14 protein-coding genes are annotated in these 13,997 nt (G+C 31.3%); 11 read left to right on the top strand and 3 right to left on the bottom strand.

The window, feature by feature from the left end:
* The first annotated feature begins 48 nt into the window (after positions 1-48).
* The 4 genes from ABXT56_RS01645 to ABXT56_RS01630 are packed head-to-tail and all read left to right on the top strand — an operon-like array spanning position 49 to position 3,965.
* Positions 49-1,068, top strand: coding sequence for a glycine betaine ABC transporter substrate-binding protein (locus ABXT56_RS01645; RefSeq protein ID WP_415300669.1), 1,020 nt, complete (start codon positions 49-51; stop codon positions 1,066-1,068).
* A gap of 60 nt (positions 1,069-1,128) precedes the next feature.
* Positions 1,129-2,148 (top strand): ABC transporter permease, encoded by a 1,020-nt coding sequence (locus tag ABXT56_RS01640; protein ID WP_415300667.1) that lies wholly within the window; start codon positions 1,129-1,131, stop codon positions 2,146-2,148.
* On the top strand, positions 2,148-3,173 hold the full coding sequence (locus ABXT56_RS01635; RefSeq protein WP_271485328.1) for a quaternary amine ABC transporter ATP-binding protein: 1,026 nt from the start codon (positions 2,148-2,150) through the stop codon (positions 3,171-3,173). The genes ABXT56_RS01640 and ABXT56_RS01635 overlap by 1 nt, the downstream gene beginning before the upstream one ends.
* 3 nt (positions 3,174-3,176) lie before the next feature.
* A complete protein-coding gene (locus ABXT56_RS01630; RefSeq protein ID WP_415300665.1) occupies positions 3,177-3,965 on the top strand; it encodes an SDR family oxidoreductase in 789 nt (262 codons plus the stop codon).
* Position 3,966: 1 nt separating this feature from the next.
* Here the strand turns inward: ABXT56_RS01630 and ABXT56_RS01625 are convergent, their stop codons facing one another.
* On the bottom strand, positions 3,967-4,908 hold the full coding sequence (locus tag ABXT56_RS01625) for a 3-hydroxyacyl-CoA dehydrogenase NAD-binding domain-containing protein (RefSeq protein ID WP_415300663.1): 942 nt from the start codon (positions 4,906-4,908) through the stop codon (positions 3,967-3,969).
* Complete coding sequence (locus tag ABXT56_RS01620; RefSeq protein ID WP_415300662.1) at positions 4,908-5,795, bottom strand: 3-keto-5-aminohexanoate cleavage protein; 888 nt, start codon at positions 5,793-5,795, stop codon at positions 4,908-4,910. Before ABXT56_RS01620 ends, ABXT56_RS01625 begins: the two co-directional genes overlap by 1 nt.
* A gap of 35 nt (positions 5,796-5,830) precedes the next feature.
* Here ABXT56_RS01620 and ABXT56_RS01615 point away from each other — a divergent pair, with 35 nt between their 5' ends.
* The 7 genes from ABXT56_RS01615 (at position 5,831) to ABXT56_RS01585 (ending at position 11,846) form a co-directional block, all read left to right on the top strand.
* The gene (locus tag ABXT56_RS01615; protein WP_415300660.1) at positions 5,831-6,559 is read left to right on the top strand and encodes a class II aldolase/adducin family protein; all 729 of its coding nucleotides are present in this window, start codon (positions 5,831-5,833) and stop codon (positions 6,557-6,559) included.
* Entirely contained in the window at positions 6,560-7,027 is a 468-nt protein-coding gene (locus tag ABXT56_RS01610; RefSeq protein ID WP_415300658.1) for a thioesterase family protein, read from the top strand.
* Positions 7,024-7,860 carry a TauD/TfdA dioxygenase family protein gene (locus ABXT56_RS01605; RefSeq protein WP_415300656.1) on the top strand — a complete coding sequence of 279 codons (837 nt, stop codon included), beginning with the start codon at positions 7,024-7,026 and terminating at the stop codon, positions 7,858-7,860. The genes ABXT56_RS01610 and ABXT56_RS01605 overlap by 4 nt, the downstream gene beginning before the upstream one ends.
* Before the next feature lie 7 nt (positions 7,861-7,867).
* A complete protein-coding gene (locus tag ABXT56_RS01600) occupies positions 7,868-9,451 on the top strand; it encodes a choline dehydrogenase (RefSeq protein ID WP_415300654.1) in 1,584 nt (527 codons plus the stop codon).
* Positions 9,448-10,398: a DMT family transporter gene (locus ABXT56_RS01595; RefSeq protein WP_415300653.1), complete on the top strand. Its 951-nt coding sequence runs from the start codon at positions 9,448-9,450 to the stop codon at positions 10,396-10,398. The genes ABXT56_RS01600 and ABXT56_RS01595 overlap by 4 nt, the downstream gene beginning before the upstream one ends.
* Positions 10,398-11,366, top strand: a complete 969-nt coding sequence (locus ABXT56_RS01590; protein ID WP_415300651.1) for a 2OG-Fe(II) oxygenase family protein — start codon at positions 10,398-10,400, stop codon at positions 11,364-11,366. The genes ABXT56_RS01595 and ABXT56_RS01590 overlap by 1 nt, the downstream gene beginning before the upstream one ends.
* Before the next feature lie 105 nt (positions 11,367-11,471).
* A complete protein-coding gene (locus ABXT56_RS01585) occupies positions 11,472-11,846 on the top strand; it encodes a cupin domain-containing protein (RefSeq protein ID WP_415300649.1) in 375 nt (124 codons plus the stop codon).
* On the opposite strand, the gene ABXT56_RS01580 is transcribed toward ABXT56_RS01585, so the two are convergent.
* Positions 11,843-13,996: an ABC transporter permease gene (locus tag ABXT56_RS01580; RefSeq protein ID WP_415300647.1), complete on the bottom strand. Its 2,154-nt coding sequence runs from the start codon at positions 13,994-13,996 to the stop codon at positions 11,843-11,845. The two genes, ABXT56_RS01585 and ABXT56_RS01580, sit on opposite strands and share 4 nt — an antisense overlap.
* Between the last annotated feature and the right edge of the window lies 1 nt (position 13,997).

Below are 13,997 nucleotides of genomic sequence, written 5' to 3'. Positions count from 1 at the left end.
CTCATACATTATTAACTCTCTTGCTTAAAACTAACTAAGGGAGAAAATATGAAGTTTTTAAAAAGATTAATTCTTTCAGCTTTCTTTATATCTACTTTGTCATTAGTGGGAACTAGTGCAAATGCAGCTTGTAAAGCAAGATTGGGAGATTTTGACTGGAGTAGTGCTAATATTCATACAGCAATTAGTGCTTTTATTCTTGAAAAAGGATACGGCTGTGAAGTGGCTGTAACAAAAGGAAGTACAACACCTATAATGGCTGCCCACTACGATGGTCAACTAGATGTTATTACTGAAGTTTGGTATGACAATATTGTTGCTAACTATGAGCCACATGTTGCTGCTGGTACTATTAAAAACATTGGAGTTAATACTCCAGATTCACAGCAAGCTTTCTACGTAGACAAAACAACGGCTGATAAATACAATTTAAAATCTGTTGAAGATATGAAAGATCCTAAAATAGCTGCGCTATTTAAAGATCCTGAAAATCCATCAAAAGGTAGAATGACTAGCTGTATTTCAGGTTGGACTTGTTACACAGTAAATTTAGTTAAACAAAAAGAGTATGGTTTAGATGCATTATACACAAACTTTGACCCAGGTTCTGGAGGAGCGTTAGATGCTGCTATTGCAGGTGCTTTTGCTAAAAAGAAACCTATCTTTACTTACTATTGGGCTCCTACTGGTTTAATGGGTAAAGTTGATCTAGTTAGATTAACAGAACCTAAGTGGAGTAAAAAATGTTGGGATGATATGTCTGCTGTTGTTGAAAAAATCAAAGCAGAAGGACCAGAGGCATATACTAAGTCTTGTGCAAGTGAATACAGAGATATGGCATTAACTAAATCTGTACTAACTAAATGGGCTGCTGCTCATCCTGAGGAAACTAAGTTCTTATCAAAGTACTCAATTCCTACTGCAACAGTTAATAAAATGTTGGCCTTCTACGAAGATGAGTCAGATGGTGATATGGAGTTAACTGCTAAAGAATACTTAAAAACTGAGTCAGCTTGGACTAAGTGGGTTCCTGCTGATGTTGCTAAAAAAGTAAAAGCAGCGCTTTAATTTTAAGATAAAATAATTTGACAGAGCCCTTCGGGGCTCTTTCTTTTAGAAATCAGCTATATGTTCAAAGATAAAAAAAATTTATTCAACCTAAGTCTATTAGGGATTTTTATATGGTTATTAATTACAAGTTATAACTCATCAAAGAGAAAACCTGAAACTGTTGGTGAGTTATTTAAAGATTTTTCATGGTTAAGTGATTGGCCTAAATGGTTAGATTTACCTTTAATGCCGTGGATAAATAAAGTATTTAAAGCTCTTAACGAAAATTATGGTTTTATTTTCGAAGCAATAAATAATGTTTTGCTTGCAATGCTGATGGGGTTAAAAAATTTTTTAGTTCAAGCACCCTGGCCTTTAGTAATTATTGGTGTTGTGGTACTTGCCTACTTTGCTAGTGGTAAAAAAATTAAAACTACTGTTGCAGTTGGATTTTGCACATTCTTTATTGGTTTTTTACACCCAAGATTTTGGGATAAAGCAATTGAAACAACTTCAATTATGTTAATAAGTATATTTTTATGTCTAGTAATTGGTGTTCCAATTGGAATATGGATGTCTAGAGCTAATAGAGTAAGAGAGAAAATTCTTCCTATACTAGATTTAATGCAAACAATACCAGCTTTTGTGTATTTGATACCAGGGATAATGTTATTTGGACTTGGTGCTGTGCCAGCTATTATTGCAACTTTTATTTATGCAGTGCCTCCATTAGTTAGGCTAACAGATCTTGGTATCAGGTTAGTTGACACAGAAGTAACTGAGGCAGCAGATGCTTTTGGTGCTTCAAAAAAACAAAAATTATGGGGTGTTCAAATTCCATTAGCACTGCCTAATATTATGCAGGGCATTAACCAGTGTACAATGATGGCATTATCTATGGTGGTTATAGCATCAATGATTGGGACTAGAGGATTAGGAGATGAAGTGCTGCTAGGACTTCAACAGTTGAATGTAGGTAGGGCTGCAGAAGCAGGAATTGCAATTGTACTACTTGCAATTGTTCTAGATAGAATTACCCAATCTTATGGAGAAACTCTTCAAGAAAGAAACTCTCCAACTAAAACAGAAAAAAAATAATGTCAAAAATAGAAATTAATAATATTTATAAAATTTTTGGTAATAAACCTCAATCTATAATGCCAATGGTTAAGGATGGAGCAACCAAGGAAGATGTTTTAGAGCAAACTGGTCACACTGTAGGATTAGACAATGTTTCATTAAAAATTGAAGAAGGTGAAACTTTTGTATGTATGGGTTTGTCTGGCTCTGGAAAATCTACACTCATTAGACACATAAATAGATTAATTGATCCAACGGAAGGTGAAATTCATATAGATGGAACAAATATTATGAATTGTAATCCAGAGCAGTTAATTGATTGGAGAAGAAATCGTATTAGTATGGTTTTTCAAAGATTTGGTTTATTTCCACACAAAACTGTAATGCAAAACGTTGGTTATGGTTTGGAGATGCAAGGAAAATCAGAAGAGGATAGAGATAAAATTGCCATGGAAAAAATTGATGCTGTTGGTCTTAATGGTTTTGAAAATCAATTTCCAAATCAATTGTCGGGTGGAATGCAACAGCGTGTTGGCTTAGCAAGAGCTTTAGCAACAAACTCGGATATTATGTTGATGGATGAAGCTTTTAGTGCATTAGATCCATTGATTAGAAGTGACATGCAAAAACAATTGATAGACCTTCAATCAGAATTAAAAAAAACAATAATATTTATTACTCATGATTTAGATGAATCTTTAAGACTAGGTGATCATATTGGAATACTGAATGCTGGAAAATTAGTACAAGTTGGAACACCTGTAGACATTATAATGAAACCTGCTGATGATTATGTGAAAGCATTTGTAAAAGATGTTAATAGAGCAAAGGTAATAAAAGCAAAAATAATTATGAAAAATGTTAATGAAGTAAATGGAATTGATAAATCAAATTTAGTTAAAGTACATGAGGATCAGTTTATTGAGGAATTTTTACCTCAAATAGTCTGTACAAATGCAAATTGTGAAGTAGTTGACAAAAGTGGAAATGTCAAAGGGTATATAACCAATAAAGAACTTCAGTCATCTTTAACAAAGTCATAGTTAATGGTTAATCAATCATTAAAGAATAAGAGAATTATAATTTCTGCAGGAGCATCTGGAATAGGTTTGGCAACAGCAAAAGTTTGTCTTGCAAGGGGAGCTTCTGTTTATCTTTGTGATATAGACAGTAAATCTCTTAACAAACTAAACAAACACCCATTAAAAGATAAAAGATTATTTGCTTATCTCTGTGACGCATCAAATGAATATCAAGTTTCAGATTTTTTTAAAAAGATCAAAAAGAAAAATAAAAAAATTGACGCTTTAATAAATAATGTTGGAATAGCAGGACCTACAGGATCACTTGAAAAATTAAAGTCAAAAGACTGGGAAAACACTTTACATGTGGATGTTAATAGTCATTTTTATTTTACAAAAAGAGTAATTCCTCTTCTTAAAAAGTCAAAAAATGGATCAATAGTAAATATTTCATCAACAGCTGGAATACTGGGCTTTCCACTTCGTTCTCCTTATGCTGCTAGTAAATGGGCTATAATTGGTGTTACAAAAACATTAGCAATGGAGCTAGGTAAATTTAATATTAGAGTTAATGCAGTATGCCCTGGAACAATTAAGGGCGATAGAATGAAAAGAGTAATTAGAGATAAGGCTAAATTTACTAAAGTTTCAAGAAAAGCAATTGAGAGAGATTTTGTTTCAATGAGTTCAATGAAACAGTGGGTTTTAGAGGAAGATATAGGAAAAATGTGCTCTTTTTTAATTTCTGATGACTCAAATAAAGTATCAGGGCAAGTTATTTCTGTTGATGGTCACACAGAAAGAAATGATTAATTTATCTTAATTTTTTTTCGTACTTTTTTCTGAGTTTTTGAAGTTCAACTAAATATTCATCTCTAATATTTGAAATCTTAGTAACTGATTTTCCTTTAGATTGTCTTTTGGTTCCTTCAACTAATCTATTTATTAACTTATTTGATAGTTTTGGAGCTTTTAATTTTGTCCATGGAAGTTTTAAGGCAGGTCCAAATTGCTCTAACATATGTCTCATTCCAGATTTTCCTCCGGCTAAGTGGAATGTTAAAAAAGTACCCATTAAAGACCATCTTAAACCTGGCCCATCCTCAATTGCTCTATCTAAATCTTTGGTAGTTGCATGTCCTTCATTAATTATATGAAGCCCTTCTCTCCATAAAGCTTCTTGTAACCTATCAGACAAATAACCAGGTAATTCATGTTTAACCATTATTGGATTCATAGAGATTGACTTATAGAATTTATTGGCTTTGTTTAAATATTTTCTTGCTGTTTTTTTTCCAGGTACAATTTCAACTGCTGGCAACATGTAAACAGGATTAAATGGATGTCCTATTAGTCCTCTTTCTGGATTTTTACATTTCGAGTAAATTCTTGTTGGCAGTAGCCCTGAAGAGCTTGAAGAAATAATTGCACTAGATTTTGCATATTTTCCAATGGTACTCATTAATTTAGTTTTCAAAGTATAATTTTCACTTGCACATTCTTGAATAAAATCTGCATCTTTTAATGTTTCTTGAATAGAGGTGAAATATTTAAAATTTTTTAGATTTAGTGTTTTTTTATTAAAAAGTTTTTTTACATTAGGCCAAGTTCTTTTAATTTCAGCCACTAAATTTTTTTTTAATTTTAAATCTCTATCAAATGCATAAACAGTTTTGTTATGTGCTAGACATCGAATAATCCACCCTGCTCCAATTACTCCAGTTCCAATTATTGCTACTTTTTTAATGGAAGACATTACTTGTGTTTAACAAGCTTTAACTTTTCTCTAGTCTCAACAGATGTCATGGGTGTGTAACCAATTTCATCAATAATCCTTACTGCTTTTTCAACTAACTGAGCATTTGTGGCTAATTTACCTTTAGATAAATATAAATTATCCTCTAATCCAACTCTTGGATTACCTCCCATTAAAACTGTTTGGGCAACAAAAGGCATTTCATTTTTTGAAATTGCAAAACCAGACCAAACACCCTCTTTTGGCATTATATCTTTCATGGCTTGCATTGCCAATGTTGTGGCAGGTGCTCCCCATGGAATACCTAAACACATTTGAAACATTGGTGGATCACTTAACAGTCCCTCTTTATATAGCTGTGCTCCAAACCACATATTGCCTAAATCAAAAGCTTCAATTTCTGGTTTAACGTTAATTTCTTTTAACTTTTTTGCAGCTTTTCTTAAATCATTGGGCGTGTTAACAGTGATTGTAGAACCATCACCAAAATTCAAAGTTCCTGCATCAAGTGTACATATCTCTGGAAGAAATTGTTCTGCATTTGCTATTCGTTCCATTACATTTGCCATATCAGTCATTGGGCCAAAATCTAAAGGATTGTCTCCTTGACCAATATCTAAATCACCACCCATACCTGTAGTTAAATTTATTATTACATCTGTTTCACTTGAGCGTACTCTATCAACTACTTCTTTGTATAATTCTAATCTTCTGCTTGGAGTGCCATCTTCTTCTCTTACGTGAATATGAGCTATTGCAGCCCCTGCTTTTGCAGCCTCAATAGAAGCTGTTGCAATTTGTTCTGGAGTTTTTGGTAAATCCGGGTGTTTACTTGCAGTATCACCTGATCCTGTTACTGCACATGATATAAAAACTTTATTGCTCATAATTTATAATTTAAATATAGTTTAATTTAACAAAAATGGAAATAACTGAATTACAAAAAGATTTAGCAGCTACTTTTAGATGGACTGCAAGATTAAATATGCACGAAGGTGTTGCAAATCACTTTAGTGCATGTGTTCCTGGTTCTTCGACAGATTTTTATGTAAATAAAGCTGGTGTGCATTTTAGCCAAATTAAAGCTAGTGATTTAATTTTAGTAACTAAAGAAAATATAAGTGATCTAAAAAATAAACCTGGATTAATTGACCCAACAGCAATTAATATTCATGGTACAATTCATCAAAAAGTTCCACATGCAAAATGTATTTTTCATGTGCATTCGAAATATGCAACAGCCTTATCAACACTTAAAAATCCAACCTTGCCACCCATTGATCAAAATACAATGATTTTTTATAATAGAGTTTCGATTTTTAATGAATTTGGTGGATTGGGGTTTGAAGACGAATCTATTAAGATGGCAACTGCTCTAGGGAATAAACAGCATATGCTATTAGCTAATCATGGAATTATCACTACAGGAGAAACAATTGCAGAGGGTTTTAATTATTTGTATTATTTCGAGAAAGCAGCAGAAACTTATTTAACTGCTTTATCTACAAACCAAGAATTAAATATAGCAAGTAACGAGGTGGCTGAAAAAACGGCTCAAGAAACAGCTAATTATCCAATTGATTTAGCTAAGATGCACTTAGATCAAATAAAATTAATTTTAGATAAAGAAGAACCGGAATATAAGAATTAAATGTCTGTACATATAGCAAATCAAATTATTAAAAAAGAATGGACTGATTATAACAATCATATGAACATGGCTTATTATGTGTTGGTGTTTGATCAAGTATGGGAAAATATGCTTGCAAAATTTAAAATGGGTGAAAATTCGGCTAAGACAAAAAATATGAGTACCATGGTTGTTGAGACTTATACAACTTATAATAATGAGGTTAAAGAAGGCGACGAAGTTGAAATTAATTTAACATTTTTTGATCACGATAAAAAAAGATTACATTTTAAAATGGAAATGATTGAAAAATCCTCACAAAAATTATCAGCAACTCTTGAAATGTTGTCTTTATATATTGACTTAAACAAGAGAAAAGTGTCAGAATTCGAAGAAGAAAAATTAAAAATAATGGACAATTTCATAAATCTTAATAAAACAAATTTTAATAAAGATAATTTAGTGATTACTGGAAAATTAAAAAAATGATGGAAGTTAAATTATTATCAGGCGCTTTGGGTGCTGAAATTAAAGGTATTGATTTAACAGATGTTTCAAACGAAAATTTTAAAAAGATTAATAATTTACTTTTAGAGCATAAAGTGATTTTTTTTAGAGACCAACCTATTACTCAAGATCAACAAGTAGCTCTTGCAGAAAAATTTGGGCCTTTAGAAACTCATGCTTATGTGAAAGGATTAAATGAATTTCCAGAGATTGTGAGAATAGTAAAAGGAAAAGAGGAAAAAAATCAATGGGGGGAAAATTGGCATAGTGATGTAAGTTACAACGCAAAGCCAACTAAAGCTGTTATTCTTAAATCATTAAAGATACCACCAGTTGGTGGTGATACATGTTTTTCAAATATGGAATTAGCATGGGAAACATTAGATCCTAAAATTCAAGAAAAGATAAAAGATAAAAAAGCAGTTCATAGCTCATTGGGAGCAGAATTTTTCATTGATAACTACAAATACATGGAAGGAAATGAAAAGAGAAATTACGACTCTTATTCTAATGAACATCCAATTGTTAGAACACATCCAGAAACAGGTAAAAAAATTTTATTTGTTAATTGGACTTATACAAAAGCAATTATTGGTCTTGATAAGAATGAAAGTGACCAATTATTAAAAGAAATATTTGAACATCAAGCTAGATTAGATCTTACTTGTAGATTTAACTGGACAGAAAATACTGTTGCTATCTGGGATAATAGAAGTGTCATTCATTATGCTATTGCAGATTTTTTTCCTGGTAGAGGTCTCGGGTATGAGAGAATAATGGATCGTATTGCAATTGAAGGTGATCAACCTCAATAAAATCAATATGAAATTTGATTATTTAATTATTGGAGCAGGATCAGCAGGTTGTGTTCTTGCTAATCGATTATCAGAAAATAGCCAAAACAACGTAGCTATTTTTGAAGCAGGAAAGCCAAGTGATATTTGGAAAGTAAACATGCCTCTTGCAATTCTTTATACAATGCATGATCCAAAATATAATTACAAATATTACTCAGAACCTGAGCCTCACTTAAATAATAGAAATCTATTTTGTCCAAGAGGAAAAATGATAGGTGGTTGTTCTGCCCATAATGGAATGGTTTATGTCAGAGGAAACCCCAACGATTATAGTAGATGGGCTTCATTTGGTTTGAGGGACTGGTCTTATGAAAAAGTTTTACCTTATTTTAAAAAGATAGAAACTTGGTCTGGTGGTGAAAATGATTTCCGAGGTGGAAATGGAATTCTACCAGTCAATCAATCAAAAAATAAAAATCCTTTATTTAAAGCATTTGTCGACTCAGCTGGAGAGGCTGGGCACAAAATTAACGATGATATGAATGGTAAAGATCAAGAGGGTTTTGGAATGTATGATGTAACAATTCATAAAGGTGAAAGAGCTAGTGTTTCAAAATATTATTTAAATCCAGCTAAAAAAAGAAAAAATTTAAAGATTTTTACTGATGCATTTGTGGAAAAAATTATTTTTGATGGAAAAAAAGCAATAGGTATTCAGGTAAAAATTAAAAATAAAATTGAAAAAATTTATGCTAATAAAGAAGTTATACTAAGTGGTGGCGCTATAAATTCTCCTCAATTGTTGATGCTTTCAGGAGTTGGTCCAAATGAACATCTAAAAAATAAAGGAATTAATGTTATTCATAACCTTGAAGGTGTTGGTAAAAATTTACAAGATCATTTAGAAACTTATGTTCAGCAAGAATGTAAAACTTCTGACACTTTGTATTCCTATGTGAATAAATTAAATATGTTAAGAATTGGTATCCAGTGGTTTTTATCTAGAACTGGTCCTTGCTCTACTTCTTTTTTAGAAGCTGGTGGCTTTTGTAAATCTTCACCTGAAAGAGAATATCCAAATATCCAATTTCATTTTTTTCCTGCGTTTGTAATTGATCACGGGTTAGTTGATCCTGATCGTCATGGTTATCAACTGCATGCAAGTCCAAATCACCCAAAAAGTAGAGGTCACATTACTTTAAATAGCTCTAATCCCTACGATTATCCAAAAATTCAATTTAATTATTTAGAACATGAGGATGATCTCAAACAAACAATCGAATGTATTCATGTAGCAAGAAAAATTCTGGGTCAAAATTCTTTAAAACCATTTGCTGGAAAAGAAACTGGGCCTGGAGACCATGTGCAAACAGATGAATTATTTGAAAAATATATTAGATCTAAAGCTGAAACAGCTTACCACCCATCTTGTACTCTTAAAATGGGAACTGACAGTATGGCTGTAGTTGATGAAAAACTTAGAGTCCACGGACTAGAAAATATTAGAGTGGTTGATGCATCGGTAATGCCAGAAATTACAAGCGGAAACTTAAATGCTCCAACATTAATGATAGCAGAAAGAGCGTCAGATTTTATCCTTCATTCATGACCCAAGCACAGAATAATCCTAGAGGTATACTTTTTATTTTGCTTGGAATGGCATTATTTTCTGTTCAAGATGCTTTAATTAAATTCATCTACAAAGATGCAGCTTTATATGAACTATATTTTGGTAGAACTTTTGTAGCGCTAATTTTGTTGTTGGGGTATCTCAAATATTCCAAACAAAAAATTATTTTAAAAACTCATTATCCTTTTTTAACAATCTTAAGAGTTATATGTTTCTTTTTTGGGTTTAGTTTTTTTTATATTTCATTAACATATATGTCTCTTGCAATGGCAAATGCATTATTTTTCTCAAGTCCCTTTTTTGTTTCAATTTTAGCTACGATTTTTTTAAAAGAAAAAGTCGGTATCAGAAGATGGTCTGCAATTTTTATTGGATTTATTGGAGTATATATTGTTTTAAATCCAGATTTTAATAATTTTGATTACATGAAGTTAGCACCTGTTGCATGCGCGTTATGTTATGCAATATCAATGATAATCACTAAAACTACTTCGGATAAAGATAATGTATATACTCAAATGCTACATTTATATTTTGGTGCAATCTTAATTAGTATTTTATTTTTTATTTTTACTGGTGAGGGTCAATTTAATGATTTTACTAATCCAACATTTCAGTTTATTTTTAGAGAATGGTTTACTAATAGTTCCTATGCTTGGCCATTCATTATTGCTATGGGCTGTATTGGTGCTTTTGCTTTCTTTTTTGTTTTTAGTGCATACAGCATTGCATCACCTTCTGTTGTTTCTCTTTATGAGTATTCTTTAATAATTTGGTCAATATTAACAGGGTATATTCTGTTTAATGATATTCCAACACCAAGAACTTTTGTTGGTGTTTCAATTATTATAGGAGCTGGGATATATATTTATTTAAGAGAAAAAACAAAAGACCAATTGATAGCCACCGATACTCCAACAAGATAATGAAAAGTTATATACCAACTATAAATATTTCTTCTTTATTAAAATGCGATTTTAATTCTTTATCTGCAAAAAATACTATAAAAAAAATTGAAAAGGCATGTGTTGAAGTTGGCTTTTTTCAAGTCACCGCACATGGAATAAGTATTAAGCAAATAAAAAATATCTGCAAAATAGGAAATACATTTTTCAATTCCTCAGAAAAAAATAAAATAAAGTTAGCACCAAAAAAATGGAATAAAAAAAATAAAAATATATACAGAGGTTATTTTCCAAACACTGTAAATGGCAAAGAAGGGTTAGATCTGGGAGATCTCAAAATAACATCTAAAAATTCTAAAGAATATAAATCTCCATATATTGAATATTTAAATCTCAGTAAATCATTCAGTAAAGCGTCTATAAAAAATTTATCCAACTATTTTGATAAAAATTTTTTTTTAAGTGAAATATTATTTAAAAGTATTATTACACTTTATAAAAAAGATGAAAATATTAGTAATTTTGCTTTCTCAAGAATTAAATCACTAAGCACATTAAGATTTAATTATTATCCAAATCAAATAAAACCAGTAGAAATTTCAAAACAAGATGGAGTAGCTCTTGGTTGTGAAACACATGTCGATAGTGGGGTGTTTACTGTTCTTTACCAGGATAAAAAAGGTGGTCTACAAGTTCAAAACAGAAAAAATAAAAAATGGTATGATGTCCCTTTTAATAAAAATGCACTTATTGTTAATACTGGTTTAGCTTTAGAGTATTTAAGCAAGGGTAAATTTAAAGCTACTAATCACAGAGTACTATGGAATAAAACGAAAAGAATATCTGTTCCTTTTTTCTTTGAACCTTCTTATGATTTTAAAATGTCTTATTCATTTTTAAATAGTCCCTCAAAAAGTGATACCAAAAGTATACTTTTTGAAAAGTTTTTAAATAAATCTCTAAAAAAATTTATTGAGTATCAAAGGTGAAAAATTTTTTGTAATTATATTGATTTTTCTAAGTGTTATTGGTTTAAAATACATCAATTAGGTTATTTATATTTAAAAAAAATATACCATAGGTTATTATTTTATATGATCTTTATAAAAAATCTTAAATCTGTCTCTGATCAAGAATGGTCAACGACTGAAAAATATCCTGGTGTTAGGTGGAAATTTTTAATTGACTCAGATTACACGGGAAGTTCTGGACTTTCGCTTGGTTTTGCGGAAATTGAACCAGGTGGCGACTTAATTCTTCATTATCATTCACCTGCAGAAATATATGTGGTTACAGATGGTGTGGGAACATTAAACAAATCTGGTGAACTTGAAGAAATCAAAAAAGGTGATGTTGTTTATATAGCTGGAAATGCAAAACATGCTTTAAAAAACAATGGATCAGAAACCTTAAAATTTTATTGGATTTTTCCTACAGATAGTTTTTCAGAAGTTGGATATCTTTACTAATCTATACCAAGATGTTTTTTTCTTTGATTTACCCAAGTACGAATTAAATGATCAAATACTAGACCTATAAAAGCAACACAAAGACCTAATGTTAATCCTATACCTGCTCCCTTTTTATCTGATAAAGCTTTAAGAATATACTGTCCAAGATCTTCAGTTCCAATGAATGCACCAATGATTACCATGAATAAAGCAAAAACAATTGTTTGATTTAAACCAAGCATCATGTGAGGAAAAGCTAAAGGAAATTCTATTTTCATCAGTCTTTGTATTTTTGTTACACCTGACATTGAGCCTGCATCATGCAATGAAGCTGGAACACTTCTTAATCCTTCAATAGTGTACCTTGTAGCAGGGATTGTTGCATAAACTATTACTGCTATTAATACTGAAGTATCTGTAACTCCAAAAAGCATCATCACAGGAATTAAATATACGAATGAAGGAAATGTTTGAAAAATATCACAAACGCCCAGCATAAAACTAGCTGTATGTTTGTTTTGAAAGCTTAAAGTTCCAACAGTAAATCCTATTATACAAGATATAATCACTCCAAACGTTGCCATGTATGTTGTGACCAAAGCTCTATCCCACCACGGGCTTAACGCAATAAATAATGTTAGCATTCCGACTACAAAAGCTGAACGAATTCCACCAATTATATAACCCGCTCCTACAACTAATACCAAAGTGGCAACTGCTGGCATCCTCAAATATAATGCTCTCATTGGCTGAAGAACATCTACTATCAACCAGGTATTAAATATTTTTAATGTTTGAAAAAAAGTATCCCAAATCCAATCAACACCTCTATTCCAAAAGTCTGCTGTTGATATACCTTTGTTGTGTGGAACCTCAAATAAGTAATTATAACCCTCTTTAAAATAAAAAGATCCAAAATAAGAAAACATAATTCCTAGAGTAACTGCAATTCCAAAAAAGATTGCATTTTTGTTTCGTTGAAAGAAAGTCAAGCTTCCAAAATAATCTATTTGTTTATTAGCCCAAGCTAATGACATTTTGTCTAATAATATTGCAATTAAACTGATACACAAACCTGCTTCTAATGCTAACCCAATGTTTAACTGATTGAGTGCTAATAATAAATTAAATCCTAATCCTTTTGCTCCAATAAAAGCAGAAATGACTGCCATAGAAAAGCACACCATAATTACCTGATTGACTCCAATTAAAATATCTCTTCTTGCAGTTGGAATTAATACTTTGAACATTAACTGCCAATTATTACATCCACTCATTTTACCTGCCTCAATAACTTCAGATGATATTCCTCTAAGACCTAGTAAAGTCAATAATATCATTGGGGGAACAGCAACAACCATGGTTATAATTACTGCCGCATGATCACCAACACCAAAAAGAACAATAGCGGGAACTAATACTGCATATTGTGGCATAGTCTGCATTACTAAAAGTATTGGATTCAATGATTTTTCTACGCGTCTACTTTTAAACGCTGCGATACCTAAACTTAAACCAAAAATAAAAGAAAGTGGTGCAGCAACTAATATAAAAGATAGAGTTTGCATTGAGGGTTTCCATTGACCAAAGATAGAAATGTAAATCATTACTAAACCGGCAAATAACGCTAGACCTTTGCCACTTAGTTTGTAACCTAATATTGCAGCACCTGCTGCAACAATTGTCCAAGGTAAACCTGGTAACTCAGCCCAAGGATTTTCATCTATCCAATCCCAACTAGTAAATGCAACAACAGTTTCCATTCCTCCTAATAAAATCTCTCTAATTAACTCTATTAGAAACGTCATAAATGAAGTCAAATTTCGAGTTATTTGTAAAACTAATGGTCGAGTTTTAAATTCTTGAGTGTCCTCATTCCAAAATTCCATAGGCATCCACTCATTCATTAAGAAGAATAATGAGTCATTAATCCAAATAGGTAGCCATCCAAGTAATGGAGGTAATCTCCAAAAGACATCAAAAGCGTAATATCTTACCTCTTTACCAAATAATACGTACGTACTTTGGTTTGGGTCTTTAATAAATTCTGCTTGACCTCTAATAAATTTGTATGTTTCAGGAACATCAATTGAAAAACATAAGGCAAAAAATACAATTAATAAAAATATCCATTGAAATAATTTTGGATGTTTTTTTATAAATTCCATA

The organism is Candidatus Pelagibacter sp. Uisw_134_02 (assembly GCF_047720265.1).
Taxonomy (GTDB): domain Bacteria; phylum Pseudomonadota; class Alphaproteobacteria; order Pelagibacterales; family Pelagibacteraceae; genus Pelagibacter.
This window is presented reverse-complemented; position numbering and strand designations above follow the sequence as displayed.

Coding starts and splice junctions, on each gene's coding strand:
- ABXT56_RS01645 (WP_415300669.1), top strand. CDS start 49: ATGAAGTTTTTAAAAAGATTAATTCTTTCAGCTTTCTTTATATCTACT.
- ABXT56_RS01640 (WP_415300667.1), top strand. CDS start 1,129: ATGTTCAAAGATAAAAAAAATTTATTCAACCTAAGTCTATTAGGGATT.
- ABXT56_RS01635 (WP_271485328.1), top strand. CDS start 2,148: ATGTCAAAAATAGAAATTAATAATATTTATAAAATTTTTGGTAATAAA.
- ABXT56_RS01630 (WP_415300665.1), top strand. CDS start 3,177: ATGGTTAATCAATCATTAAAGAATAAGAGAATTATAATTTCTGCAGGA.
- ABXT56_RS01625 (WP_415300663.1), bottom strand. CDS start 4,908: ATGTCTTCCATTAAAAAAGTAGCAATAATTGGAACTGGAGTAATTGGA.
- ABXT56_RS01620 (WP_415300662.1), bottom strand. CDS start 5,795: ATGAGCAATAAAGTTTTTATATCATGTGCAGTAACAGGATCAGGTGAT.
- ABXT56_RS01615 (WP_415300660.1), top strand. CDS start 5,831: ATGGAAATAACTGAATTACAAAAAGATTTAGCAGCTACTTTTAGATGG.
- ABXT56_RS01610 (WP_415300658.1), top strand. CDS start 6,560: ATGTCTGTACATATAGCAAATCAAATTATTAAAAAAGAATGGACTGAT.
- ABXT56_RS01605 (WP_415300656.1), top strand. CDS start 7,024: ATGATGGAAGTTAAATTATTATCAGGCGCTTTGGGTGCTGAAATTAAA.
- ABXT56_RS01600 (WP_415300654.1), top strand. CDS start 7,868: ATGAAATTTGATTATTTAATTATTGGAGCAGGATCAGCAGGTTGTGTT.
- ABXT56_RS01595 (WP_415300653.1), top strand. CDS start 9,448: ATGACCCAAGCACAGAATAATCCTAGAGGTATACTTTTTATTTTGCTT.
- ABXT56_RS01590 (WP_415300651.1), top strand. CDS start 10,398: ATGAAAAGTTATATACCAACTATAAATATTTCTTCTTTATTAAAATGC.
- ABXT56_RS01585 (WP_415300649.1), top strand. CDS start 11,472: ATGATCTTTATAAAAAATCTTAAATCTGTCTCTGATCAAGAATGGTCA.
- ABXT56_RS01580 (WP_415300647.1), bottom strand. CDS start 13,996: ATGGAATTTATAAAAAAACATCCAAAATTATTTCAATGGATATTTTTA.